Raw genomic sequence first — 22,501 nt, 5'->3', positions numbered from 1 at the left:
GAACTAGTTGAAATTTAAATCAGCTCAACAGCCTGGCGTAACACGGCACACAGTTGTGGCAACCCTTGAAGTTCATAGGTCGTGATGAACTCATCGACTGATTTGGGAGGATTTCTCAATCGTTCACGCTGCGCTTTGATAATGCTCAGCATACCAATCGGATTGAGATCGTATTGAGCAATCAGGAAGTCGTCCGGATGGAGTATCTCGATACCATGCTTTGAAACGGCTGCCTCTGGAAAATCCTTGTGATTGAAGGTCACTATCGCATCCGCATGGCCAACAATCGCGCTGGCCAGGACATGCCGGTCATCAGGGTCAGGTAAGGTCAAGGAGTCGATCAGATATTCGTAATTCTCAACCAGGCAATCTTCTACGGCCTGGTTCATTAAAGCGGCCGTTCTAGCCAGCTTATCCGGGCTTAAATCGGGCCGTTTTATCAACAAGTTCCGTGTCCATTCTGCATGGATGGTCTCGGTCCAGCGGGCGCGAAAAATTCCTCTGACGCTAAACTCAGAAGCAGGTCACGCAAGGGTGCTGGATACAAAACACAAGCATCGAGCACTGCCGTATACCGATAACTTCCAGCCATCAGTAGCCCATATCAAGTTCCTGTGCCTGATCAACCAATTCTTGCAGCGCACTGTGTGCTGATTTTTGACGCGCTTCTTTATAAGCCACCACGTCCTCAAAGCGGATGCGTCGATGCGTGCCAACCTTATGAAAAGGCATCTTTCCCTGATCCAGAAGCCGGACCAGATAAGGCCGGGAAACTTGCAAAAACATCGCGGCTTCCTGGGTTGTCACATCCATTTCTTTCGGCATGATCGCCACCGCCTTGCCCTGAGCCATGGCCCCCAGCAAGTCGGCAAACAGACGCAACACTTTGGGTGGCAGCTTGAGCAACGGCGAGTCTGCTACCCTCTCGACGCCGTCCTCAACGATGGCAATATTCACCGCCCGCGCATGATCCAATGCACTCACGATGCAGCGCTGGGCCGCTTTAGCAAGCTCGACATCTTCCTTGTTGTCCAGCCTATCCATCACGGTCGACATGACTTTCTCCTAATTTGCAGGACTTATGACTATGGGCATCATCTTTAACCCCATTATAAACGCATCATACGAAACAAACGAAATAAACGCAACCACGTTTCACAAGCCGAAACAATATGTCCGTTCTACGCTCTTATGCCAGCTGCGTGACACCGAAGATAACGATAAACAATAGTGGAGATCAGGAAGACAAACCGGACAATTGGCACAGCAACGGCACGCAGGCGAGCAGATACACGCGCAACAGCGCGTCACCGTGCAATGGCAAACCGTTGATTTATTGGCGAATGTTGGTGCGGCTGGCGGGGATCGAACCCACGACCCTTGGCTTCGGAGGCCAATACTCTATCCACTGAGCTACAGCCGCGTAGGGGGAAACTTGGAGTGATGCGAAGGATACCGTTTTTCTTTACCTACGTCTATGGAAACTGTCGTATCGCGGGCAATTGCATGTCATGGCCTTTTTTTTATGCCTATAATTGGGAGTTTCATAAAGGTTTACATCCAGGCATGTAAAAATGCTACCGTACAAGGCCATCAGTTTCGAATCTGGATTAAGGACATCATGAGCGACGCACATAACGAACAACAATCAGCGATCAAAACTCCTAAGCAATTGCTTGCCGCCGTAGCCGGTTTCTTCCTCGTCACCGTCATCGCCATCAGCTTGCTGGTGCAATTTGTCACGACCCAAAAACTGACTGGGGCCGGTTCGGACAGCCAGTCGCCGGATGCCATCGCGGCCCGCCTGGCCCCGGTTGCCGATGACGGTTATACCTTCAAGGACGCCAGCGGCCCGAAAGTACTGTTAAGCGGGGAAGCCATCTACACCTCGACCTGCGTGGCTTGCCACGGCGCTGGCGTGGCCGGTGCGCCGAAGTTTGGCGATGCGGCCAGCTGGACGGCGCGCCTGGCGCAGGGCTATGACACGGTCTTGAAACACGCCATCGAAGGCTTGCGCGCGATGCCGGCCAAGGGCGGCAATCCTGACCTCGACGATGTGGAAGTGGCACGCGCGGTGGTCTACATGGCCAACGCTTCGGGTGGCAAGTTCAAGGAACCGGAAGTGCCGGCGCCTGCTGCAGCAGCTGACGGCGCATCGGCGGCGGCATCGGCATCGGCATCGGCAGCAGCCTCCGCGCCGGCCAAATAAGTACCCGTCTCCATATGAAAAACCGCCTGCGCAGGCGGTTTTTTTTCGTCCGGCACATTTCAGCTGGCGTAAAAAAGCCGCCCGGCTTGCGCGGGGCGGCTTTCCATTACAGCGTAAATAAACGCATTACCACATGATGACGCGCTCTTTCGGTGGCAAGTACATCTTGTCGCCCGGTTTCACGCCGAAGGCTTCGTAGTAGCCAGGCTGGTTGCGCACGGTGCCGTTGACGCGGAACTGGCCAGGCGAATGCGGATCCGTTTTCAGATAGACCAGTTGCTGCGCTTCACGCATTTTCATGCGCCATACTTGCGCCCAGCCGCTGTAGAAGCGCTGGTCGCCCGTCAGGCCGTCGATGACCGGGGCTTTTTTGCCGTGCAGTGCCAGTTTGTAGGCCTTGTAGGCAATCGCCAGACCCGAGTTGTCGGCGATGTTTTCGCCCAGGGTCAGTTCGCCATTGACGAAATAACCTTTGACCGGGCTGAAGCCATTGTACTGGGCCACCAGTTGCTTGGTTTTCGCAGCGAAGTTTTTATGGTCGGACTTGGTCCACCAGTCGCGCAGATTGCCGTCGCCGTCGTATTGCGCGCCCTGGTCGTCGAAGCCGTGGCTGATTTCATGGCCGATCACGGCGCCGATGGCGCCATAGTTGACCGCGTCGTCCGCGTTGGCGTCAAAGAACGGTGCTTGCAAAATCGACGCCGGGAAGACGATTTCATTCATCTCCGGATTGTAGTAAGCATTCACTGTCTGTGGCGTCATGCCCCACTCGTCGCGGTCGATAGGCTGGCCCAGCTTGTTCAGTTCACGGTTATACGACACCAGATTGGCACGCTCGATATTGCCGATCAAGTCGTCCGAGGTGACCGTCAGCGCCGAGTAATCGCGCCATTTGTTCGGGTAAGCAATCTTGGTGGTGAACTTGGCCAGCTTGATTTGCGCCTGCTTCTTGGTGACCGGGCTCATCCAATCGAGCTTGTCGATGCTTTGCTTGTACGCCGTCAGCAGGTTTTTCACCAGGGCTTCCATGCGTACCTTGCGGTCGGCCGGGAAATATTGCTCAACATACAGTTGGCCTACGGCTTCGCCCAGCGCGCCTTCGACGGCGCTCACGCCGCGTTTCCAGCGTGGACGCATTTCCGTCACGCCCGTCAGGGTGGTGCCATAGAAAGCGAAGTTTTCATCGACGAAGGCTTTCGGCAGGTAGCTCGCGTTCGCGTGCAGCAAATGCCATTGGAAATAGGCTTTCCAGGTCTCGATCGGGGTCTTGTTGGCGATCTCGGCAAAGCCTTTCAGGTAGCTAGGCTGGCTGACGATCACATAGCTGACCTTGCCGGCGATACCGGTGTCTTTCAGGTAGGTCGCCCAGTCAAAGCCTGGCGCCACGTCGGCCAGCTTGGCCAGGTCCACCTTGTTGTAGGCCTTGACCGGATCACGGTTCTCGACCTTGCTCCATTGCACTTTGGCCAGTTCGGTTTCCAGCGCCAGGATGGCCTTGGCATTGGCGGCGGCGTTCTGATCGCCAGCCAGGCTCAAGATTTTTTCCACGTGGTTCAGGTATTTGGCGCGCGTATCGGCCTTGCCTTCTTCCAGGTAGTAATCGCGGTCAGGCAAGCCCAGGCCGCTTTGGCCGATGTCGGCAACGTATTTGGTGGAATCCTTGGCATCTTGATGGATACCGAAATCGTAAGGCAAGCTCACGCCCAGCTTGCTGAATTGAGCGATGAAGGCTGGCAATTCGCTGGTATTTTTCAGAGCAGCGATCTTGGCCAACTGCGCGTTCAACGGGGTCAGCCCCAGGCTTTCCAGCTTGGCTTCATCCATGAAGCTGGTATAGAAGTCGCCGATCTTTTGCTTGTTCGACCCGGCGGCGCGGCTCTTGTCAGCGGCTGCGGCTTCTACGATGCCGCGCAACTGTGTCTGCGTGTCATCTGCCAGTTTGGCAAAGCTGCCCCAGCTCGACTTATCGGCAGGAATCACCGTGTCGGCCAGCCATTTGCCATTCAGGTGCTGGAACAGGTCGTCCTGTGCACGCACGGCTGGATCGACGTATTCGGTGGCGATGCCAGAAGCCAGCGTAGCAGGCGCGGCGGCCGTGGCGACAACTTTCTTGGATGCATCAGCGGCACTAGCCATGCCAGAAACGCCGGCGAGCAAACTCAGTGTCAATGCACTTAACAGATAACGATTCACAGTAGTCCTCAAATATTATATGGAATTATTGTACGAAATATCAGGGTCAGAACGCCTCAGGCTTCTGGCCCGGTTTTTGACTGTAGCATAAGCAATTGAACGGAAGAAAGAACTTTCTGGGAATGCAAAAAAAGACCACGCAAGGTGGTCTTTTTTGGGCTTAAGCGTCTATGTTTATATCATTTACGCATAAAGAATGCAGCAAACTGTGGTGTTACCAGATGATGACGCGGTTTTCCGGGGCAACATACATCTTGTCGCCAGGTTTCACGTCAAACGCTTCGTAGAAGCCAGGCTGGTTGACCATGGTGCCATTGGCGCGGTACTGGCCAGGCGAATGCGGATCAGTCTTGATTTGCACGATTTGTTGCGCTTCACGCATTTTGCTGCGCCATACCTGGCCAAAGCCCATGTAGAAGCGCTGGTCGCCCGTCAAGCCGTCGATCACCGGAGCAGGTTTGCCGCCCAGCGAGATCTTGTAAGCCTTGTAGGCAATCGCCACGCCGGAGTTGTCGGCAATGTTTTCGCCCAGGGTCAGCGCGCCATTGACGTGGTAGCCAGGCAGCGGGCTGTAGCCATCGTATTGCTTGGTCAGCGCGTCGGTCTTGGCGGCGAAGTTCTTGCGGTCTTCCGGTGTCCACCAGTCGCGCAGGTTGCCGTCGCCGTCGGACTGGCTACCCTTGTCATCGAAACCGTGGCTGATTTCATGGCCGATCACGGCGCCGATGGCGCCATAGTTGACGGCGTCGTCCGCCTTGGCGTCGAAGAATGGCGGTTGCAAGATCGAGGCAGGGAAGACGATTTCATTCATCGTCGAGCTGTAATAGGCGTTCACCGTTTGCGGCGTCATGCCCCACTCTTCGCGGTCGATCGGTTTGCCCAGCTTGGCCACATTGCGTGCGGAAGCAAAATTGGCTGCGCGCATCATGTTGCCCACCAGGTCACCCTGCACGATTTGCAGTTTCGAGTAATCGCGCCATTTGTTTGGATAGCCTATCTTCGGCGTGAACTTGGCCAGCTTGATTTGCGCTTCTTTCTTGGTTTCCGGGCTCATCCAGTCCAGGGTGTCGATGCTTTGCTTGTAGGCGGCCAGCACGTTTTTCACCAGCTCTTCCATGTGCGCCTTGCGGTCGGCCGGGAAGTATTGCGCCACATACAGTTTGCCCACCGCTTCGCCCAGCACGCTGTCGACAGCGCCCACGCCACGCTTCCAGCGCGGCTGATTTTCCGTCACGCCGCTCAGGGCCGTGCCGTAGAAGGCAAAGCTTTCATCGACGAAGTTTTTCGACAAATAGCTGGCGTAGCTGCGCAGCAAGTGCCATTCGAAGTAGGCTTTCAGGGTATCGAGGTCGGTAGCGGCCAGCACCTTGTTATAACCGGCCAGATAACTAGGCTGGTTGACGATGACGTAATCGACCTTGCTGGCGATGCCAGACGCGGCCAGGCCGGCTTTCAAATCGTAGCCCGGGGTCAGGTCATTGAGCTTGGCAACTTCGGTCTTGTTGTAGCGCTTGATCGGGTCGCGGTTCTCGACCTTGGTCCATTGCACTTCGGCCAGCGAGGTTTCCAGCGCAACCACCGCCTTGGCGTGCGCGGCGGCGTTCTTGTCGCCTGCCATGGACAGCATTTTTTCCACGTGCGCCTGGTACTTTTCTTTCACGGGCGCCTGCTTGGCTTCCAGGTAGTAATCGCGGTCGGGCATGCCCAGGCCGCTTTGGCTGACGTAGGCGGCATATTTGGTCGACTCGCGCGCGTCCTGGCCCACGTACACGGCGTACGGGGTGGCGACGCCAACCTGGCTCAGGTGAGCGATCAGGGCAGGCACACCCTTCTTGTCACGCAGCGAGCGGATGCGGTTCAGTTCGCCAACCAGCGGTTTCACGCCCAGCGCATCGAGGTGTGCCTCATCCATGTAGCTGGCGTACAGATCGCCGATCTTTTGCGCTTCGGAACCAGCTTTTTTATTCTTGTCCTGTTGCGTCGCTTCGATGATGCCGCGCAGTTGCGGCGTGGTGTCGTCGCGCAGCTTGGCGAACGAACCCCAGCTCGACTTGTCGGCTGGAATCTCGGCCGTAGCCAGCCACTTGCCATTCAAGTGGCTGAAGAAATCGTCCTGCACGCGCACGGCAGGGTCGATGTATTGCACGTCGATGCCGGAAATGGCGCCAGCGGCAGCGGCTGGTGCTGCGGTCGGCGCAACGGTAGGTGCGGCAACGTTCGCTACGGGTTCGGCGGCGTTGGCAAATGCGGCCAACAGGGTCAGGGTCAGGCTGCTCAAGAGGTAACGGTTCACGAATTGTCCTTATGGGGCATGTCAAAAAAAATCGGGCTGATCGCTTGTGGCGGGTTGCCCGCCGCGCCAGAAGCTTCAGGAATGTAGCACGTCAAGTCCAGGCTTGACCATCCCGAGTCCCCTGCGGCGCAGTGGCTTTGTTGCATTACACTAACATTAAAATTTGGTTTCCAGACGAACGTTCCAGACAGTATTGGTCGGCGACGTCGTCAATGCGCTTTGCAGCAAGCCATTCGTCAGCACGTCGCGGCCATTGATGTAATCGTCGTGCAGCAGGTTGCTGGCGGAGATGCGCAGTTGCGTGCGCACATCGAATTTCCACAAGCCATACACGTCGAGCCCCCGCTTGGCCGTGCCATACACGGTTTCCGTCAGGCTGGTCTGGATGGTGGTGGCCGGCGTCCAGTTATAACTGCCGCCCAGGGTCAGCGGCACTTGCTTGATGCGGTAATCGAGGCCCAGGTTGGCCGTTTGTTTGGCCTGCTGGTCGAGCCGGTTGTTCGGGCCGGGAATGCCGTCCACGTTCGACCAGAAACGGCTGTAATTGGCGCGCAAGTCGATGGCGGGCGCATCGGCCATCAATTCCACCAGCTGGAACTTGGCCTCCAGTTCGATGCCGCTGGTACGCGCATTGCCGATATTGGTGGGCGTGGAGACCCAGCGTGGACCGGTCAGCGTGTTTTGCAAGCTGGTTTCACGGCGCATCAGATTATCGATCTGACGCGTAAAACCGCTCACGCTGAGGATGCCGGCGCGGCCCAGGTAATGCTCATAGGCCAGGTCGATGCCGGTCGCCAGTTCCGGTTTCAAATTCGGATTACCGGTGCGGTCAGGCCGCGTGGCGCTGTTCAGGCGCGACAGCGACGGCAGGGCGATCAGGTCGTTCAGGGCTGGCGCGCGGTAGCTGCGCGTCAAACTCATGCGCACCTGGTCTTTTTCATGGCCGGGAATGCGCCATACACCGTGCAGCAAGGGACTCCAGACGCTGCTGGTATTGCTGATGGTGCCGCTGCTGCGGTCGCTGATGGTGCGGATGCCTTCCCAGCGCAAGCCGAAATAGGCGGCCCACTGGGGCGTGATATCCCATTCATCCTGGGCGAAAGCGGCGAAGCGGCGCGTCTCGGCCGTCAGGTTGTCGCCCGAATCGACGAAACCGGGCAAGCCATTGTCCAGCGATACGCGGGTCTGCTCGCGCTTGCCCCATTCGGCATCCCAGCCGGCCGCCAATAAATGGCCCTTGCCCAGCGGCGAAGTGTATTTGCCGCCCGTATTGACACTGCGGTCGCGCGTGCTGTCGGTATCGAGGAAGTTGTCGAGCAGCTTGCCGCTGCCGTCATATTGATTGCGCACCGCATCGCTGTCGCTCTTGCCGCTGCCAAAGCCAAACTTCACGTCCAGCTTGGCCGCGCCGTCCATCTTGTGCAGCCAGTTGCCAAAACCGCGCAAGAAGGTGCTCGACGAAGTGCTGCTGCCGGCGGCGGTGTGGTATTCAGGCGCGATTTGGCCAGTGGACTGGTCCAGCAGGCTGCTGGTCGTGCCATCGCTGCGGTTGCTCATCAGGAAAGGCTGGAAGTTCAGCGTATCGCCGCCGTCGAACTTGTAGGACAGGCGCGGCGTCAGGTGCAGCGAAGTGGAGCGGCGCATGCTGATGTCCTGCACCTGCTGGTCTTTTTCCACCACACCATCGGCCAGGTCGGTATCGAGATTGTGCGTGCGGTTGATGTCTTGCTGGCGGTTTTGCGACACGGTAGCGGACAGCAGATAAGTCAGGCCGTCCACCTTGCCCGGCACCATCAGCGACAGATTGGGGCCATGCCGGCCCTTTTCGATGCTGTCGGTCAGTTTCAGCTGGATATCGCGCTGCTGGTAGCCGTCGCGCAAGATGATATTGATGGTGCCGGCAATGGCGCGCGTGCTGTGCTCGGCCACCGGGCCGCGCATCACTTCGATGCGCTCGACCTGATCGGGCGACAGCGAATCCATGGAAAAGCCGGCCGGCGGGCGCTCGCCATTGAGCAGCACCTGGGTATAGCCGCTACCGAGGCCCCGCATGCGGATTTCGCCGCCACGCCCCGGCTTACCGCCCATGGTCACGCCCGGCAAACGTTTCAGCACATCGCCCAGGCTGGTATCGCCATTGCGGTCCAGTTCTTCGCGGCCATACACCTGCTTGCCCGCCGTCGACTGGCGCCGCTCATCCATGTCGCTGGCGCGGCTGCCATTGACGGTGACGGCCGGCACCTCCTTGCCATCCTGGTCTTTCACCATCACGCTGGTATCGGCTGGCTCGGACTGGCCAAAGGCAGGCGCCATCAGCGCAGTGGAACTCAATAGCGCCAGGCTGGCGGCGGAAAACAATTTACGCATGGGGAGGAGGCAGGATCACGGTGACGCTGTGGCTAATGTTGTGGCTTCAGCAATGTAAAAAACGTATTCTAGGTGCCTGACCTCAGCCATGGCTGGCGCCGTGGCCGTTTTTTACTTTACGATACATTTGCACAACAATTAAGCAACAATTCCCTGCCACCGCATACAACACTTTCCGCCCATCCCCCCCGCCAGAGCGCTTGCCGCCTCAGTTTCTACCGTTCAATTGAACGGAATATTCACGCCGCTACCCACATTGCCGGCGCCGCTGCCAGCGCTGCCGCCGATACTATTTCCGCCAAAACCGCCGCCTGCGCCACCCCGGCCACCGCCTTTGCGTCCGCCACCACTGGGCGCGCCTGGCGTTTCACTGTGCGGCACGACGCCATCCATCACGCGCGCCATCTGGCCGGCGATAAACTGGGCCACGGCATGGCGCTGGCTTTCATCGAGCGCATCGTTGACGGTCAGCCACCACTCGCGCAACTGTTTTTCTTCGGCCAGGCTGATCGCACTTTCATTGTCAAGCCCCCCGACCAGGTCGCGCAGCTCCAGTTGCGGCGCTGCCAGGCCGGCCTGCACACTGGCTTGCAAGCGCTCGCGGCGCGCCTTGCGCTCGCGCAGCAGTTGCCGCGTCTTCGCTTCCACCTGCTGCCATAAAATGTTCTGATTCGCATTGAGCTTCAATTCGGTCTTGAAATCTGGCGCCATGGGCAACAAGTCTTCCAGGTGCATCTCGGTGATCGGTATGGCCGATGCCGTCACGGCCGTCGTGGCGAGCAGCAGGGCCAGGCTGAATCTACGCAAGGAAGGCAACAAAGTCAGGGATGTCATAAGGGCTCCAGATAAAAAAAAGCCTGCGTCGTGAGACGCAGGCAAAACCACTTCGGGTCGAGAATGCGAATTCACTATATGACGGTGTGTGAGACTTTTTTTCGAGTATTACAAATGCTTACTCCCCTCAAGAACAACTATACATCGCATACAAAACAGCAACATATGGCAAGTTACTTGCCGGTTTCTACTGCCTACACTGTGCTTTAAACCAAATTAGCGGTGCGCTGCCACGCGGGCCGGGATTCAGGACTATACTTTCAGACAGCGCCGCTCCACAGGGACTGGCGCCTGTGCAACACAGAAAATCAATTCTAGCTAGGTGGACATATGGGCAAACTCAAAAACACAGGCTTGATCGGCCTCGGCGTCGTGGCCGGGGTTGCCGTCTCGCTGCAATTTTCCGCGATGGCGCAAAAAAACGTCGAGCCTACCCTGCCGCTGGAAGAACTGCGCCAGCTGGCCGACGTGTTTAGCCTGATCAAGTCCGACTATGTGGAACCGGTAGAAGACAAAAAACTGCTGACGGAAGCCATTTCCGGCATGGTGGCCTCGCTCGATCCCCATTCCGCCTACCTGGACAAGAAAGCCTACGCCGAATTGCGCGAAGGGTCGGAAGGCAAGTTTGTCGGCCTGGGTATAGAAATCGGCCTCAGCGATGATGGCTATATCAAGATTGTGTCACCGATCGAAGATTCGCCCGCCTACCGCGCCGGCATCAAGGCGGGCGATCTGATTACCCGCCTCGATGGCCAGCCCGTGAAAGGCAGCAGCCTCGATGAAAACGTCAAGCGCATGCGCGGCGAACCGGGCACCAAGGTGTCCTTGACCATTGCCCGCAAGGATGAGCCGCAACCGCTGTCCTTCGTCATCACGCGCGAAGAAATCCACCAGAAAAGCGTCAAGTCGAAGATGATCGCCCCCGGTTACGCCTGGGTGCGCGTGTCGCAATTCCAGGAACCGACCGTCGATGACATGGCAGCCCAGATCACGGCGCTGTACAAGCAAGACCCGAATATCAAAGGCATGGTGCTGGACTTGCGCAACGATCCGGGCGGCGTGCTGCAGGGCGCCATCGGCGTCGCGGCCGCCTTTTTGCCCAAGGATAGTGCGATTGTCTCGACCAATGGCCAGTTGCCCGATTCCAAGCAAGTGTTTTACGGCCGTGCCGAATACTATTCCCTGCGCAGCGAAGGCGACGCCCTGGCGAAACTGCCGGATGCCATCAAGAAAGTGCCGCTGGTGGTACTGGTCAACACGGGTTCGGCCTCGGCCTCGGAAATCGTCGCCGGCGCCCTGCAAGACTACAAGCGCGGCACCATCATCGGCACGCAAACCTTCGGCAAGGGTTCGGTGCAAACCATCCGCCAGCTGACTGCCGATACGGCCGTCAAGCTGACCACGGCCCGCTACTACACGCCGAATGGCCGCTCGATCCAGGCCAAGGGCATCGTGCCCGACCTGATGGTCGATGAAAACGCCACCAACGACGGCTTGAACAGCCTGCGCATCCGCGAAGCAGACTTGCAGAAACACTTGATCAACGACCGCGACAAGGATGCCGACAAAGCCAAGGATACGGCCAAGGCCGCCCCTGTCAACGACGAGATGGAAGAGCAGCTGCGCATCATCGCCCTGGAAAAAACCCAGAAACCGCTGGAATTCGGCAGCAAGGATGACTTCCAGCTGAACCAGGCCCTGAATCACCTGAAAGGCTTGCCGGTGCAACTGGCCAAGCCGGAACCGGTAGTGGCGCAGGCGGAAGCGAAACCAGAACCGAAGAAATAATCAGCCAAGTCGCATTTTCCCGTAGCAAAGATCAAAGGACCTGCCTGCGCGGCGGGTCTTTTTCTGCCATACACGCCACACCTCACGCCACAGCAATCTGCCTGCGTGGCACGAAACTCTCTACAGCCCGGTCTGTTTGTGTAAAATTTGCTTCACTTATCGGCGTCGCGTCGATTGCCTAATTTGAAAGATTTCACATGAAACAAGTCGTCATCAGCGGTACCGGCCTCTACACGCCGCCATTCTCGATCTCGAACGAAGAGCTGGTCACCTGCTTCAATGCCTACGCGGAAAAGTTCAATGCCGAGCATGCGGCCGCGATTGCCGATGGCACGGTGACGGCGCTGGACCTGTCGAGCGTGGCCTTCATCGAGAAGGCCTCCGGCATCAAGTCGCGCTACGTGATGGAAAAAGAAGGCATCCTGGACCCGGCGCGCATGGTGTCGCGCATCGCCGAGCGGGCCGACGATGAAATCTCGCTGCAGGCTGAAATGGCCGTGGCCGCTGCGCGCGAGGCGCTGGCCCGCGCCGGCCGCACGGCAGCCGATATCGACATGGTACTGGTTGCCTGCAGCAATATGCAGCGCGCCTACCCTGCCATGGCGGTGGAAGTGCAGCATGCGCTGGACATCGATGGCTATGGCTTCGATATGAACGTGGCGTGCTCGTCGGCCACCTTCGGCATCCAGCAAGCGGTGGCCGCCGTGCAAAGCGGCCAGGCGCGCGCGGTGCTGGTCTTGAATCCTGAAATCACCAGCGGCCACCTGAACTGGCGCGACCGCGACAGCCACTTCATCTTTGGCGACGCCTGCACCGCCATCGTGGTCGAGGCGAAAGAGACGGCCGTCTCCAGGCACCAGTTCGAAATCGTCGGCACGGAATTGAAAACGCGTTTTTCCAACGCCATTCGCAACAATTTCGGCTTCCTCAACCGTTTTGATGAAGAAGGCGTGGGCCAGGCCGACAAGCTGTTCCGCCAGCAAGGCCGCAAAGTTTTCAAGGAAGTGTGCCCGATGGCCGCCGACATGATCAAGGCGACCCTGGCCAAGGCCGGCGTGGAAGTGGCGCAAGTGAGCCGCTACTGGTTGCACCAGGCGAACCTGAACATGAATCTGCTGATCACGCGCCTGATCCTGGGCCGCGATGCCGAAGCGCATGAAGCCCCGGTGATCCTCGATACCTACGCCAATACCTCGTCGGCCGGTTCGATTATTGCCTTCCATAAATATCAAGATGATCTGCCTGCAGGCGCGATGGGCGTCATCTGCTCGTTTGGCGCCGGTTACTCGATCGGTTGCGTAGTAGTACGTAAACTTTAAGCGGCAACTTCAATATAGATATCTGAAAAAGCGCTGATTGCATGAATTAGGCGCTGTTCCAGGTGGATAGGCATGCGTTCGCAGCCACCTGGACGAAGATAGGGTATGGATTTTTTGTAAAAAAGCGGCGGGAAAAGTCCCAGCTGCAGCTTTGTTGCGTTTATACTCAAGCGCTCCAATTTATCTTTTTACATCTGTATCATAAGGAACCCATAGCGCATGCCCCACGACATCAGTCTGATTACCACCATAGCCGCCGCCCTCGGTTTCGGCCTCGTTTTTGGCTTTATCGCCACCCGTATGAAATTGCCGGCATTAGTCGGCTATCTGGCCGCCGGCATCATGATAGGACCGGCCACGCCAGGTTTTGTTGCGGATGCGGAATTGGCCGGGCAATTGGCGGAAATCGGCGTGATGCTGATGATGTTCGGTGTCGGCCTGCACTTTTCCATCGAAGACCTGTGGGATGTGCGCAAGATCGCGCTGCCGGGCGCCATCTTGCAGATTGCCGTCGCCACGGCGATGGGCATGGGCCTGGCCCACTGGTGGGGCTGGAGCCTTGGCGGCGGGCTGATCTTCGGCCTGGCGCTGTCGGTCGCCAGTACCGTGGTGCTGTTGCGGGCGCTGGAAGAACGGGGCATCCTCGATTCCCTGAATGGCCGCATCGCCGTCGGCTGGCTGGTGGTGGAAGACCTGGTCACCGTGCTGGTACTGGTGTTGCTACCGGCATTTTCCGGCGCGCTGGGCGGCACGGTAGCGCCTGGTAGCGAACACGTCAGCTTGTGGTATACCCTGGTCATCACCCTGGGCCAGGTTGCCGGTTTCATCGTCTTCATGCTGGTGGTGGGCCGCAAACTGTTTCCATGGATCTTGTGGCAAGTGGCGCGCAGCGGTTCGCGTGAACTGTTCACCCTGTGCGTGATCGCCGCCGCCGTCGGCATCGCCTATGCCGCCACGCAAGTGTTTGGCGTGTCGTTCGCGCTGGGCGCCTTCTTTGCCGGCATGGTGCTGCGCGAATCCGAACTGAGCCACCGCGCTGCCGAAGAGTCCTTGCCTCTGCGCGACGCGTTCGCCGTGCTGTTCTTCGTTTCGGTCGGCATGCTGTTCGAGCCGAATATCCTGGTGGAAAAACCGCTGCAAGTGCTGGCCGTCTGCGCCATCATCATCTTCGGTAAATCGATCGCCGCCTTTTTGCTGGTGATGGCGCTGCGTTATCCGCCAAAAACCGCCATCATCGTCTCGGCCAGCCTGGCGCAGATCGGTGAATTCTCGTTCATCCTGGCCGCACTGGGCCTGTCGCTGGGCCTGATGCCGCAAGAAGGCCAAAGCCTGATACTGGCCGGCGCCATCCTGTCGATCGCCTTGAATCCGCTGGTGTTCAGCATGGCCAATCCGCTGTTGCGCGTGCTCAATAACAGCGACTTTGCGCGCAAATTCGAACGCACGGCCGATCCGCTGGCTGAATTGCCGATGACGGTGCCGCAGGAAAAACTGTCAGGCCAGATCGTGCTGGTGGGCTACGGCCGCGTAGGCCGGCGCATCGCCGCCGCCCTGATGGAGCGGGGCATCCACTTTGTGGTGGCCGAGGAAAACCGCGAAATCGTCGACCAGCTGCGCAAGCAGGGCATTCCGGCCGTGGCCGGCAATGCGGGCGAACCGGCCGTGCTGATCCAGGCCCACATCACGCACGCCACCATGCTGGTCATCGCCACGCCGGACACCTTCCACGTGCGCGCCATGATCGAGACGGCGCGCGCGCTGAACCCCGGCATTTTGACGGTGGTGCGCACCCACAGCGAAGAAGAAGCCGACCTGCTGCGCGCTGAAAACGCGGGCAAGATCTTTATCGGCGAACACGAACTGGCCAATGGCATGGCCGAGCACGTGCTGCATAGTTTTGAAGAAGCGAAAAAAGCGCACGGCGGGCATTGATCCCCGGGGTCAGACCCTCAGGGCCCGGGACGCCTCATACTAAGGCGCATCCCGCCCCGGGGTTTGACCCCAGCCTTTGACCTGGGGGGTATTAAAAGCCAGCTATAGACTAGCAGCCAGTTCCGCCCCTTCCCGTATCGCCCGCTTGGCATCGAGTTCCGCCGCCAGCGCGGCGCCGCCGATTTTATGGAAACGCGGGCCGCCCGCAGCCAGCGGCTTGCCATCCTTGCCCGTTTCCGGCATCAGTTCCGCCTGGCTGTCCTGCCCTGCGCAAATGACCACGTTATCGACCGCCAGCAAGCGCTGTTTGCCACCCACCGTGATGTGCAAGCCCTGTTCGTCGATCTTGTCGTACTGCACCCCTGCCAGCATGGCCACGCCATTGCGCGCCAGCGCCGCCCGGTGCACCCAGCCCGAGGTCTTGCCCAGGCCGGCTCCCACCTTGGACGTCTTGCGCTGCAACAAAAACAGTTGCCGCACTGGTTCGGCCACCACGGCCGGCACCAGGCCGCCGCCGCTCTGCGCTTGCAAGTCCACGCCCCACTCGCCCGCCCAGGTGGCGACCGATTGCGGCAGCGGCTGGGACGGGTCGTGCAGCAGGTATTCACCCACGTCAAAACCGATGCCGCCCGCGCCGATGATGGCCACGCGCTTGCCCACGGCTGCCTTGGCTTGCAGCACGTCCAGATAGGACAAAACTTTCGGGTGATCGATACCGGGGATGGCTGGCAGGCGCACCTTGATGCCGGTGGCGACGATCACGTCGTCGTAGCCGCCCGCCAGCAATTGTTCACGCGTGATCCGCTGGCCCAGGCGCACATCGACTTTCAACAAGTCCAGGCGGCGCGCAAAATAACGGATGGTTTCCGCGAATTCTTCCTTGCCCGGTATCTGCATGGCCACCTTGAACTGGCCGCCGACACTGCCGCTGCCTTCAAACAAGGTCACCTGATGGCCGCATTCGGCCGCCACCGTGGCGGCCGACAAGCCGGCCGGCCCGGCGCCCACCACGGCCACCTTGCGGGCCACGGCTTTCCTTGCGTACAGCAATGTGGTTTCATGGCAGGCGCGCGGGTTGACCAGGCAGCTGGCGCGCTGGTTGGCGAAAGTGTGGTCGAGGCAAGCCTGGTTACAGCCGATGCAGGTATTGATTTCATCGCTGCGCCCGGAGGCCGCCTTGGCCACGAAATACGGGTCGGCCAAAAAAGGGCGCGCCATCGACACCAGATCGCAGTCGCCGCGCTCCAGGATGGCGTTCGCTTCGTGCGGCATATTGATGCGGTTCGAGGCGACGACCGGGATGCTCACTTCACGGCGCAAGCGGCCTGCCACGCTGGCAAAGGCGGCGCGCGGCACCGAGGTGACGATGGTGGGCACGCGCGCTTCATGCCAGCCGTAACCGGTGTTGAGGATGGTCACACCGGCCTGCTCCAGCGCCTTGGCCACCGTCACCACGTCGGCCCAGGTATTGGCGCCTTCGACCAGATCCAGCAGGGAATGGCGGTACATGATGATGAAGTCGGGGCCGACGGCGGCGCGGATGCGGAGCACGATCTCCACCGGCAAACGCATGCGGTTTTCGATGCTGCCGCCCCAGCGGTCGGTGCGCAAGTTGGTGCGGGCGCACAGGAACTGGTTCAGCAGATAACCTTCGCTGCCCATCACCTCGATACCGTCGTAGCCGGCTTTACGCGCCAGGCGCGCACAGCGCACATAATCGCAGATCGTCCGTTCGATACCCCGCTCGCTGAGCGGACGGGGACGGAATGGAGAAATCGGCGATTTCCTGGCCGAAGCGGAAACCACGAACGGCTGATAACCATAGCGGCCCGCATGCAGGATCTGCATCAGGATCTTGCCGCCCTCTTCATGCACGGCGCGCGTCACCTTGCGGTGGTTCGGCACGTCGCCAAGGAAATTCAAGGTGCCGCCAAACGGCAGCAGCCAGCCTTGCCGGTTCGGCGAAATGCCACCGGTGACGATCAGCCCCACGCCGCCGCGCGCCCGCTCGCGGTAAAACGCGGCCAGCTTGCCATAATGGTAGAAGCGGTCTTCCAGGCCCGTGTGCATGGATCCCATGATGACGCGGTTGCGCAAGGTAGTAAAACCCAGGTCGAGAGGAGCGAGCAAATGGGGGTAGGAAGTCATGGTCTGATGTCTTAAAGGAAATATACAGACTGTACGGTAGCAAGCATTGCCCCTGCCTGCAGTGCTTTTCTCTAGACCGGCAATTCTAAATGTGCGCTAGCGCTCGCTCGATGGCACGCGCATCTTGTGCCCGACGCAACTTTACCGTAGGCTAGCCGCCATGACGCGATTCTTTCTTTGCCTACTGCTACTGTGCGCCGTGACCAGTTCCACACCGGCACTGGCGCAAGCGCCCCGTTTGGAAACGCCCAAGCTGAAAGTCGATGTCAGACGCATCGAAGTCGATGGACAGCGCATGTATGAAGTGGACGCCAGCGGCACCGTGCAAGCGCCGCCCGCCTCGGTCTGGAAGACCTTGACCACTTATGAGCGCATGAGTGAGTTCGTGCCCGACATGAGTTCCTGCCGCGTGCTGTCGCGCAACGGCAATGAAGTGATCATCGAGCAACAGGGCGTGGCGCGCTTCCTGTTCATGAACCACGCCATCCATCTGGTGGTGCGGGCCACGGAAACGCCGCTCTCGGCGATCAGCATCGACCTCATTTCCGGCGACATGCGCCACTATGAAGCGAGCTGGAACCTGTATCCCATCCCCGAGACGGGCGGCACGCGCATCGTCTTCAACAGCCGGCTGATGCCGGGCTTCTATGTGCCCGGCATGCTGGGCCCGACCATGATACGCAGCGATGTCGAGCGCATGATGAACGCCGTGCTGGCGCGCATCGACAGCCCGCAGGTGCGCTGAACCGGACTTAGGCCAGCATTTACGCTAAATACGTGTCGCGGTCGCGGATTTCAGCGAAGTTTTCCAGGTTGCCCAGTTTGACCGTGACGGGGTTCAGGCTCGCTTGCGGCTGCATCGAGCGCCAGGCGAACAACCATTCCTGCTCCACGGCCTCGGCGCGCGTCTTGGTAAACACGGCGCCCAGGGCGGCGCGCTGACCATATTCCACCAGGCCATCGATACCGGCCCAGCTGGGCAAGGTACGCTGCACGGCGCGGTGCAGGCGTTCGCCGAATTCTTCGGTGTTGTGAATGATCAAACAGCTGTCGGCGGGCGAGAACAGGTCGAACAGTTTCTTGTCCCACACTTGCGAAAAACTGAGGGTCAAACAATTGCCTGCAGGCGTCAAACGGAACTGGCCCAGGCTCAAGGCCAGTTCAAGTTCGCTGCGCTGGCCGTAACGGTGCAGGGTGGGTGGGCGTTTGTAATCTTGCATACTGGACTCAATCTCTACTCTTGGAGGTGCTTGTGGGTGGTCTTGTCAGGCGGTAAAACTGGCGCGCCCTGCCGCGCGCCTGGCGGGCGCACATGGCGCCGGAAAATCTGGGCGGTAGCGGAGAGGTAAATCTCGCGCAGCAAATAAGTGAAACAGCCGATCAGGCATAGCACGGCCAGCACGAAAAACACGGCGATATACTTGTCCAGGGTCAGGTTCAATATATCGCCCAGAAACAGCATGGCGATAATGATGCAGACAAAGAAACCGCAGGCCGTACTCAGCGAAATCGAATAATTGATCAGATGGGTGCGCTTGTACAGAGTATCGAGCTCCAACATATAGAGATCGTTGTAGCCGATATCGAGCCGGTCTTCCAGCACGCGCGAGCGGTCGATGATGCGGCCCAGGCGGTTCGTCAGCACGACCAGCATGGTGCCGATACCAGTCAACAGGAATACCGGCGCAATCGCCAGCTGGATGGTATGGCCGATATCGCCGATCTGTATATTCATGGGTAATCAATTGTCAGTTCACGCTGGCGCCCGCTCCTGACGCGGGCATTGCGATAGTGTAGCAGGCTGACAAGCTTAGCCGCTCATTATCGCGTCAGGCGAAGCCACGTCCCGGCACAAAACGTTCGGTGGCCCGCACCAATGCCGAGGCGATGCCGTGTTCCAGCGCGCCATGGCCCGCATCGGGAATGATTTCCAGCTGCGCGCCGGGCCAGGCCTGGTGCAGACGATAAGCCGACAGCGGCGGGCAGATGGCGTCATAACGCCCCTGCACGATGACGGCCGGCAAATGCGCAATGCGGCCCAGGTCGCGTATCAATTGATCTTCTTCCAGGAAACCCAGGTTGGCCATGTAATGCGATTCCAGTCGGCCTACACCCAGGTCCAGCGCATCGTTGGGCGTATCTTCCGGCTGCGGCATCAGATACACGCGGCGCCCTTCGAAACGGCTCCAGGCGCGCGCGGCCGGCCAGTACACTTCCGGGTCGCTGCTGAGGATGCGTTTCACATAGGCAGCCAGCAGATCGCTGCGCTCGGCGGCCGGAATCAAGGCGGCAAATTCTTCGTACAATTCCGGATAAAACCAGCGCACGCCTTCGATAAACCAGTCGATTTCTGCCTGAGTGCACAGGAAAATACCACGCAGCACGAAACCCAGGCACGCTTCAGGATGCGTCTGGCCATACGCCAGGGCCAAAGTAGAACCCCAGGAACCGCCAAACACCAGCCACTGGCTAATGCCGAACTGGGCCCGCAACTGTTCAATATCGTTGATCAGCAACTGGGTGGTGTTATTGCGCCACTCGCCCAGCGGCGTCGACTTGCCGGCGCCGCGCTGGTCGAACAGGATTACGCGGTAACGCTGCGGGTCAAAGAAGCGGCGGTGCTGCGGCGACAGGCCGGCGCCCGGGCCGCCATGCAGGAACAGCACGGGGATGCCATCCGGGTTGCCGCACTCTTCCCAATAAATGGTGTGCACCGCATCGACCGCCAGCATGCCATGCCGGTTGGGTGACAGGGCGGGAAACAAAGGCGACAAAGTATCGGGCATGGCGGTCCTCGGAAAGCGGTCAGGGAGTCAGCAACTATGCCCAATTATAGTGCGCGCCGGCGCACTCAGGCCAGCGGCAAGGGCAGGCGGTTCGAGGATTTGATTTCGCGCATCGAGAGGCTGGACTGGATTTCCGCCACGCCGGGCAGGCGGCGCAGCACCGTCGAGACGAATTCGCCATAGGTTTCCAGGTCGCGCGCCACCACTTGCAGGAAATAATCGGCTTCGCCCGCCACATTGTGGCAGGACAGGATTTCCGGGATCGAGAGGATGGCTTGCTCGAACTGGGACGGTTGCTCGTTGCCGTGGTTGGCAAACACCACCCGCACGAAGGCGACCAGGCCAATACCGAGTTTCTTGCGGTTAAGCAGCGCCTGATAGCCGGTAATAAAACCTTCTTCTTCCAGGCGGCGCAAGCGGCGCCAGACGGGCGTTTCGCTGAGCTTCAGGCGCTCGGCCAGGCGCGCGTTGGACAGCCGGCCTTCTTCCTGCAGCAGCCTGAGTATCTGCAAATCTGTGGCGTCGAGGCTAACATCTGAAATTTTCATCTAATTATTGTTTTTTTACGGGTGGAATCTACCTCAATACTAGGGCATACCGAGAAGAAATAGCAAGCACATTTCAATCACGCAAGAACATAATGCGCAGCACTGCACACCCTCTTCCGCCAAAACGCGCCATGTCCGATTCTACCTTCCTGATGTACCTGCTGGCACTGGCCGGCGCCTTTTTATTGCCTGGCCCCGATATGGCGCTGGTGCTGGCAACGGGTGCGGCGCGCGGCGTAGGCACGGCGCTGGTGACGGCGGTAGGCATCGCCGGCGCGCGCGCCGTGCACGTGACCTTGTCAGGCGCCGGCCTGGCGACCCTGATGGTAGCCCATCCGCAAGCCTTGCAATGGGTCAAATGGGCCGGCGCGGCCTATCTGTTTTACCTGGCGGCGCGCCTGCTGCAATCGGCTCTGTCGAAGAGCAATCCAGACAGCGAAGCAGCGGCACCGGCCACGGAGCAAGGCGCCCGCGCCAGCCTGGTGCGCGGTTTTCTGACCAATCTGCTCAATCCGAAGGCGTTGTTGTTTTGCAGCATGTTTCTGCCGCAATTCGTTAATGTCAATGTCGCCAGCGCCAGCATGGGCATGCAATACCTGCGCCTGGGCGCTACCCTGGTGCTGATGGGACTGCTGTTCGACGCCATCTATGCCGTGCTGGCCGCCCGTCTGGCGCGCCGCCTGCGCGGCAAACCTTCGCCGTACGGCAAGTTCGTGCTGCCAACCGTGTTTGTTTTATTGGCGGGCCGGCTGGTGATGGGCTAAAAGGATAGGCAAACTCGTCCGCCTGCTCAAAAGAAGGCGGGGTATTGTTTCAGCAAACTTTTTTCCAGCGCATCAACGCTCTTGAAAACGCGGTGCGTGGGCGCCAGCGCCCGGCCGGCATCCCAGCTGCGCCAGGCATCGGGCATATGACCTTGCGCATATAGCGCGTCGCCCAGCTCCTTGTAGGCCGCCGCCAGATGCGGTTTGACCTGCAGCACCTGCAGATACAGGACCTGCGCCTCGGGCCACTGCCCCAGTTTGCCGCGCAAACCAGCTTCGAAAAACGCCAGCATAGGCTGCTCTGGCCCAAGCTGGGCCCGCAGCGCTTGCACGCTCGCCAGCCCCTCCTCGATGATTTCCAGATCTTTGGCCGACAGCGCGCGCAGCAACTGCTGTATCGGTTCGGACGCTTGCATGGCCAATAACTGCTCGCGCGACAGGTGCTCGACCAGCGCACCGGTGGACAAATTATCTTCCAGCATCATCAAGAAAGCTTCGAATGTGTGCTGCGCAGCAAATACCTGATCCGCCTGGGCCCGCATCGTGGCATGGGTCTCCGGCCCCAGGGCTTGCAGCCGCGTGGCCTGCTCCAGCAAGCGCTCAAGCAGCGGCGCACTGGCCGATAGCGCAAGCGGCCGGTAGCCAGACAGCGGATCGGTCTCTGGCACATCCGCCGTGAAGGAGTGGATATGGAAATGGCGCACGATACTGCCCGCTGCATCGCGCTGATACAACGCAAACTCATGGGGAATCTGCCTGCCGCCTGCCAGCATGTCCAGCACCAGCGGATGGACATGCCAGGTATAGCGCAGGAACTGGGCAAAGGCCCTGGCGTCGTCATCACTGACAGGCTGGCGGGCAAGGCCTATTTTCAGCAGCGGCTGGCCGGCCAGCGACCAGATGACAGCCTGATCGCCTTGCTGCGGTGTCAGCACAGCAACATCCTTACGCTGGCGCATGCTGGCGGCACGCTCAGCCACCACCGCAAACAGCGATTCCTGCTCATAGGTGGCGCTTGCCGTGTCGATGCTGTAACGCTGGCGCGCGGCAAAATCGACCACCGTCATGCGCTTGCCGTCACGCACGCTCAGGTAACGCTTGCCCAGCACCGCCGTCTGCGCCACCGGCGCATCCGCAGGGTTCAGGCGCTCGCTGCTCACCGTGATCTGCAAAACGATAGCTGCCTGCGCGGCGGTGGCAGCCAGGAAAAGGACCGCAGCCAGGCTGGCGCGGCGCAGGGAGGAAGCAGCAATCATGAAAGATGAAAAAAGCGAAACACCGATTTTAAGCCCAAGCCCGCGCTTGCCCACTTTCTTGCTT

General features: G+C 59.4%; 18 protein-coding genes and 1 tRNA gene. 6 read left to right on the top strand and 13 right to left on the bottom strand.

Going from position 1 to position 22,501, the window contains the following annotated elements; genetic code table 11:
* Window positions 1-14 precede the first annotated feature (14 nt).
* The 3 genes from HDE72_RS00650 to HDE72_RS00640 form a co-directional block, all read right to left on the bottom strand.
* Window positions 15-443: a PIN domain-containing protein gene (locus HDE72_RS00650; protein ID WP_311736746.1), complete on the bottom strand. Its 429-nt coding sequence runs from the start codon at window positions 441-443 to the stop codon at window positions 15-17.
* A gap of 148 nt (window positions 444-591) precedes the next feature.
* Window positions 592-1,056 carry a helix-turn-helix domain-containing protein gene (locus tag HDE72_RS00645; protein WP_183736728.1) on the bottom strand — a complete coding sequence of 155 codons (465 nt, stop codon included), beginning with the start codon at window positions 1,054-1,056 and terminating at the stop codon, window positions 592-594.
* 291 nt (window positions 1,057-1,347) lie between these two features.
* Window positions 1,348-1,423: transfer RNA gene (locus tag HDE72_RS00640), tRNA-Arg, on the bottom strand.
* Window positions 1,424-1,621: 198 nt separating this feature from the next.
* Between HDE72_RS00640 and HDE72_RS00635 the strand changes: the two genes are divergently transcribed.
* Window positions 1,622-2,209 carry a c-type cytochrome gene (locus HDE72_RS00635; protein WP_183736726.1) on the top strand — a complete coding sequence of 196 codons (588 nt, stop codon included), beginning with the start codon at window positions 1,622-1,624 and terminating at the stop codon, window positions 2,207-2,209.
* Between the two features lie 126 nt (window positions 2,210-2,335).
* Here HDE72_RS00635 and HDE72_RS00630 read toward each other — a convergent pair whose 3' ends face one another.
* The 4 genes from HDE72_RS00630 to HDE72_RS00615 form a co-directional block, all read right to left on the bottom strand.
* Window positions 2,336-4,345 (bottom strand): M13 family metallopeptidase, encoded by a 2,010-nt coding sequence (locus tag HDE72_RS00630; RefSeq protein WP_183736723.1) that lies wholly within the window; start codon window positions 4,343-4,345, stop codon window positions 2,336-2,338.
* Window positions 4,346-4,616: 271 nt separating this feature from the next.
* The gene (locus HDE72_RS00625; RefSeq protein ID WP_183736721.1) at window positions 4,617-6,695 is read right to left on the bottom strand and encodes a M13 family metallopeptidase; all 2,079 of its coding nucleotides are present in this window, start codon (window positions 6,693-6,695) and stop codon (window positions 4,617-4,619) included.
* Between the two features lie 156 nt (window positions 6,696-6,851).
* Window positions 6,852-9,062 carry a TonB-dependent receptor plug domain-containing protein gene (locus tag HDE72_RS00620; protein ID WP_183736719.1) on the bottom strand — a complete coding sequence of 737 codons (2,211 nt, stop codon included), beginning with the start codon at window positions 9,060-9,062 and terminating at the stop codon, window positions 6,852-6,854.
* A gap of 222 nt (window positions 9,063-9,284) precedes the next feature.
* Window positions 9,285-9,896 (bottom strand): hypothetical protein, encoded by a 612-nt coding sequence (locus HDE72_RS00615; protein ID WP_183736717.1) that lies wholly within the window; start codon window positions 9,894-9,896, stop codon window positions 9,285-9,287.
* Window positions 9,897-10,226: 330 nt separating this feature from the next.
* Here HDE72_RS00615 and HDE72_RS00610 point away from each other — a divergent pair, with 330 nt between their 5' ends.
* From HDE72_RS00610 to HDE72_RS00600, 3 genes are all read left to right on the top strand, one after another.
* A complete protein-coding gene (locus HDE72_RS00610; RefSeq protein WP_183736715.1) occupies window positions 10,227-11,684 on the top strand; it encodes a S41 family peptidase in 1,458 nt (485 codons plus the stop codon).
* A gap of 197 nt (window positions 11,685-11,881) precedes the next feature.
* Window positions 11,882-13,003 carry a beta-ketoacyl-ACP synthase III gene (locus tag HDE72_RS00605; RefSeq protein WP_183736714.1) on the top strand — a complete coding sequence of 374 codons (1,122 nt, stop codon included), beginning with the start codon at window positions 11,882-11,884 and terminating at the stop codon, window positions 13,001-13,003.
* A 219-nt stretch (window positions 13,004-13,222) separates the two neighbouring features.
* The gene (locus HDE72_RS00600; RefSeq protein WP_183736712.1) at window positions 13,223-14,935 is read left to right on the top strand and encodes a cation:proton antiporter domain-containing protein; all 1,713 of its coding nucleotides are present in this window, start codon (window positions 13,223-13,225) and stop codon (window positions 14,933-14,935) included.
* A 102-nt stretch (window positions 14,936-15,037) separates the two neighbouring features.
* Here HDE72_RS00600 and HDE72_RS00595 read toward each other — a convergent pair whose 3' ends face one another.
* Window positions 15,038-17,083, bottom strand: a complete 2,046-nt coding sequence (locus HDE72_RS00595) for an NADPH-dependent 2,4-dienoyl-CoA reductase (RefSeq protein WP_183736710.1) — start codon at window positions 17,081-17,083, stop codon at window positions 15,038-15,040.
* Window positions 17,084-17,282: 199 nt separating this feature from the next.
* On the opposite strand from HDE72_RS00595, the gene HDE72_RS00590 reads away from it, so the two are divergent.
* Window positions 17,283-17,828 carry an SRPBCC family protein gene (locus HDE72_RS00590; protein ID WP_311735182.1) on the top strand — a complete coding sequence of 182 codons (546 nt, stop codon included), beginning with the start codon at window positions 17,283-17,285 and terminating at the stop codon, window positions 17,826-17,828.
* 19 nt (window positions 17,829-17,847) lie between these two features.
* Here HDE72_RS00590 and HDE72_RS00585 read toward each other — a convergent pair whose 3' ends face one another.
* From HDE72_RS00585 to HDE72_RS00570, 4 genes are all read right to left on the bottom strand, one after another.
* Window positions 17,848-18,303 (bottom strand): hypothetical protein, encoded by a 456-nt coding sequence (locus HDE72_RS00585; RefSeq protein WP_183736707.1) that lies wholly within the window; start codon window positions 18,301-18,303, stop codon window positions 17,848-17,850.
* A 14-nt stretch (window positions 18,304-18,317) separates the two neighbouring features.
* Complete coding sequence (locus HDE72_RS00580; protein ID WP_183736706.1) at window positions 18,318-18,818, bottom strand: DUF2721 domain-containing protein; 501 nt, start codon at window positions 18,816-18,818, stop codon at window positions 18,318-18,320.
* Window positions 18,819-18,912: 94 nt separating this feature from the next.
* The gene (pip, locus tag HDE72_RS00575) at window positions 18,913-19,869 is read right to left on the bottom strand and encodes a prolyl aminopeptidase (RefSeq protein ID WP_183736704.1); all 957 of its coding nucleotides are present in this window, start codon (window positions 19,867-19,869) and stop codon (window positions 18,913-18,915) included.
* Between the two features lie 65 nt (window positions 19,870-19,934).
* Window positions 19,935-20,417 (bottom strand): Lrp/AsnC family transcriptional regulator, encoded by a 483-nt coding sequence (locus HDE72_RS00570; protein WP_183679614.1) that lies wholly within the window; start codon window positions 20,415-20,417, stop codon window positions 19,935-19,937.
* Window positions 20,418-20,548: 131 nt separating this feature from the next.
* Here HDE72_RS00570 and HDE72_RS00565 point away from each other — a divergent pair, with 131 nt between their 5' ends.
* Window positions 20,549-21,181, top strand: coding sequence for a LysE family translocator (locus tag HDE72_RS00565; protein ID WP_260176339.1), 633 nt, complete (start codon window positions 20,549-20,551; stop codon window positions 21,179-21,181).
* A gap of 26 nt (window positions 21,182-21,207) precedes the next feature.
* Here the strand turns inward: HDE72_RS00565 and HDE72_RS00560 are convergent, their stop codons facing one another.
* Window positions 21,208-22,437 carry a tetratricopeptide repeat protein gene (locus HDE72_RS00560; protein WP_183736702.1) on the bottom strand — a complete coding sequence of 410 codons (1,230 nt, stop codon included), beginning with the start codon at window positions 22,435-22,437 and terminating at the stop codon, window positions 21,208-21,210.
* Window positions 22,438-22,501 lie beyond the last annotated feature (64 nt).

Source organism: Janthinobacterium saanense, assembly GCF_014200675.1.
Classification (GTDB): Bacteria; Pseudomonadota; Gammaproteobacteria; order Burkholderiales; family Burkholderiaceae_D; genus Janthinobacterium.
This window is presented reverse-complemented; position numbering and strand designations above follow the sequence as displayed.

What these genes read in the sequence shown, in the direction of transcription:
- HDE72_RS00630 (WP_183736723.1), bottom strand. Translation starts at nt 4,345, where the DNA reads ATGGCTAGTGCCGCTGATGCATCCAAGAAAGTTGTCGCCACGGCCGCC.
- HDE72_RS00585 (WP_183736707.1), bottom strand. Translation starts at nt 18,303, where the DNA reads ATGCAAGATTACAAACGCCCACCCACCCTGCACCGTTACGGCCAGCGC.
- HDE72_RS00615 (WP_183736717.1), bottom strand. Translation starts at nt 9,896, where the DNA reads ATGACATCCCTGACTTTGTTGCCTTCCTTGCGTAGATTCAGCCTGGCC.
- HDE72_RS00610 (WP_183736715.1), top strand. Translation starts at nt 10,227, where the DNA reads ATGGGCAAACTCAAAAACACAGGCTTGATCGGCCTCGGCGTCGTGGCC.
- HDE72_RS00645 (WP_183736728.1), bottom strand. Translation starts at nt 1,056, where the DNA reads ATGTCGACCGTGATGGATAGGCTGGACAACAAGGAAGATGTCGAGCTT.
- HDE72_RS00635 (WP_183736726.1), top strand. Translation starts at nt 1,622, where the DNA reads ATGAGCGACGCACATAACGAACAACAATCAGCGATCAAAACTCCTAAG.
- HDE72_RS00560 (WP_183736702.1), bottom strand. Translation starts at nt 22,437, where the DNA reads ATGATTGCTGCTTCCTCCCTGCGCCGCGCCAGCCTGGCTGCGGTCCTT.
- HDE72_RS00570 (WP_183679614.1), bottom strand. Translation starts at nt 20,417, where the DNA reads ATGAAAATTTCAGATGTTAGCCTCGACGCCACAGATTTGCAGATACTC.
- pip (WP_183736704.1), bottom strand. Translation starts at nt 19,869, where the DNA reads ATGCCCGATACTTTGTCGCCTTTGTTTCCCGCCCTGTCACCCAACCGG.
- HDE72_RS00595 (WP_183736710.1), bottom strand. Translation starts at nt 17,083, where the DNA reads ATGACTTCCTACCCCCATTTGCTCGCTCCTCTCGACCTGGGTTTTACT.
- HDE72_RS00620 (WP_183736719.1), bottom strand. Translation starts at nt 9,062, where the DNA reads ATGCGTAAATTGTTTTCCGCCGCCAGCCTGGCGCTATTGAGTTCCACT.
- HDE72_RS00580 (WP_183736706.1), bottom strand. Translation starts at nt 18,818, where the DNA reads ATGAATATACAGATCGGCGATATCGGCCATACCATCCAGCTGGCGATT.
- HDE72_RS00565 (WP_260176339.1), top strand. Translation starts at nt 20,549, where the DNA reads ATGTCCGATTCTACCTTCCTGATGTACCTGCTGGCACTGGCCGGCGCC.
- HDE72_RS00605 (WP_183736714.1), top strand. Translation starts at nt 11,882, where the DNA reads ATGAAACAAGTCGTCATCAGCGGTACCGGCCTCTACACGCCGCCATTC.
- HDE72_RS00600 (WP_183736712.1), top strand. Translation starts at nt 13,223, where the DNA reads ATGCCCCACGACATCAGTCTGATTACCACCATAGCCGCCGCCCTCGGT.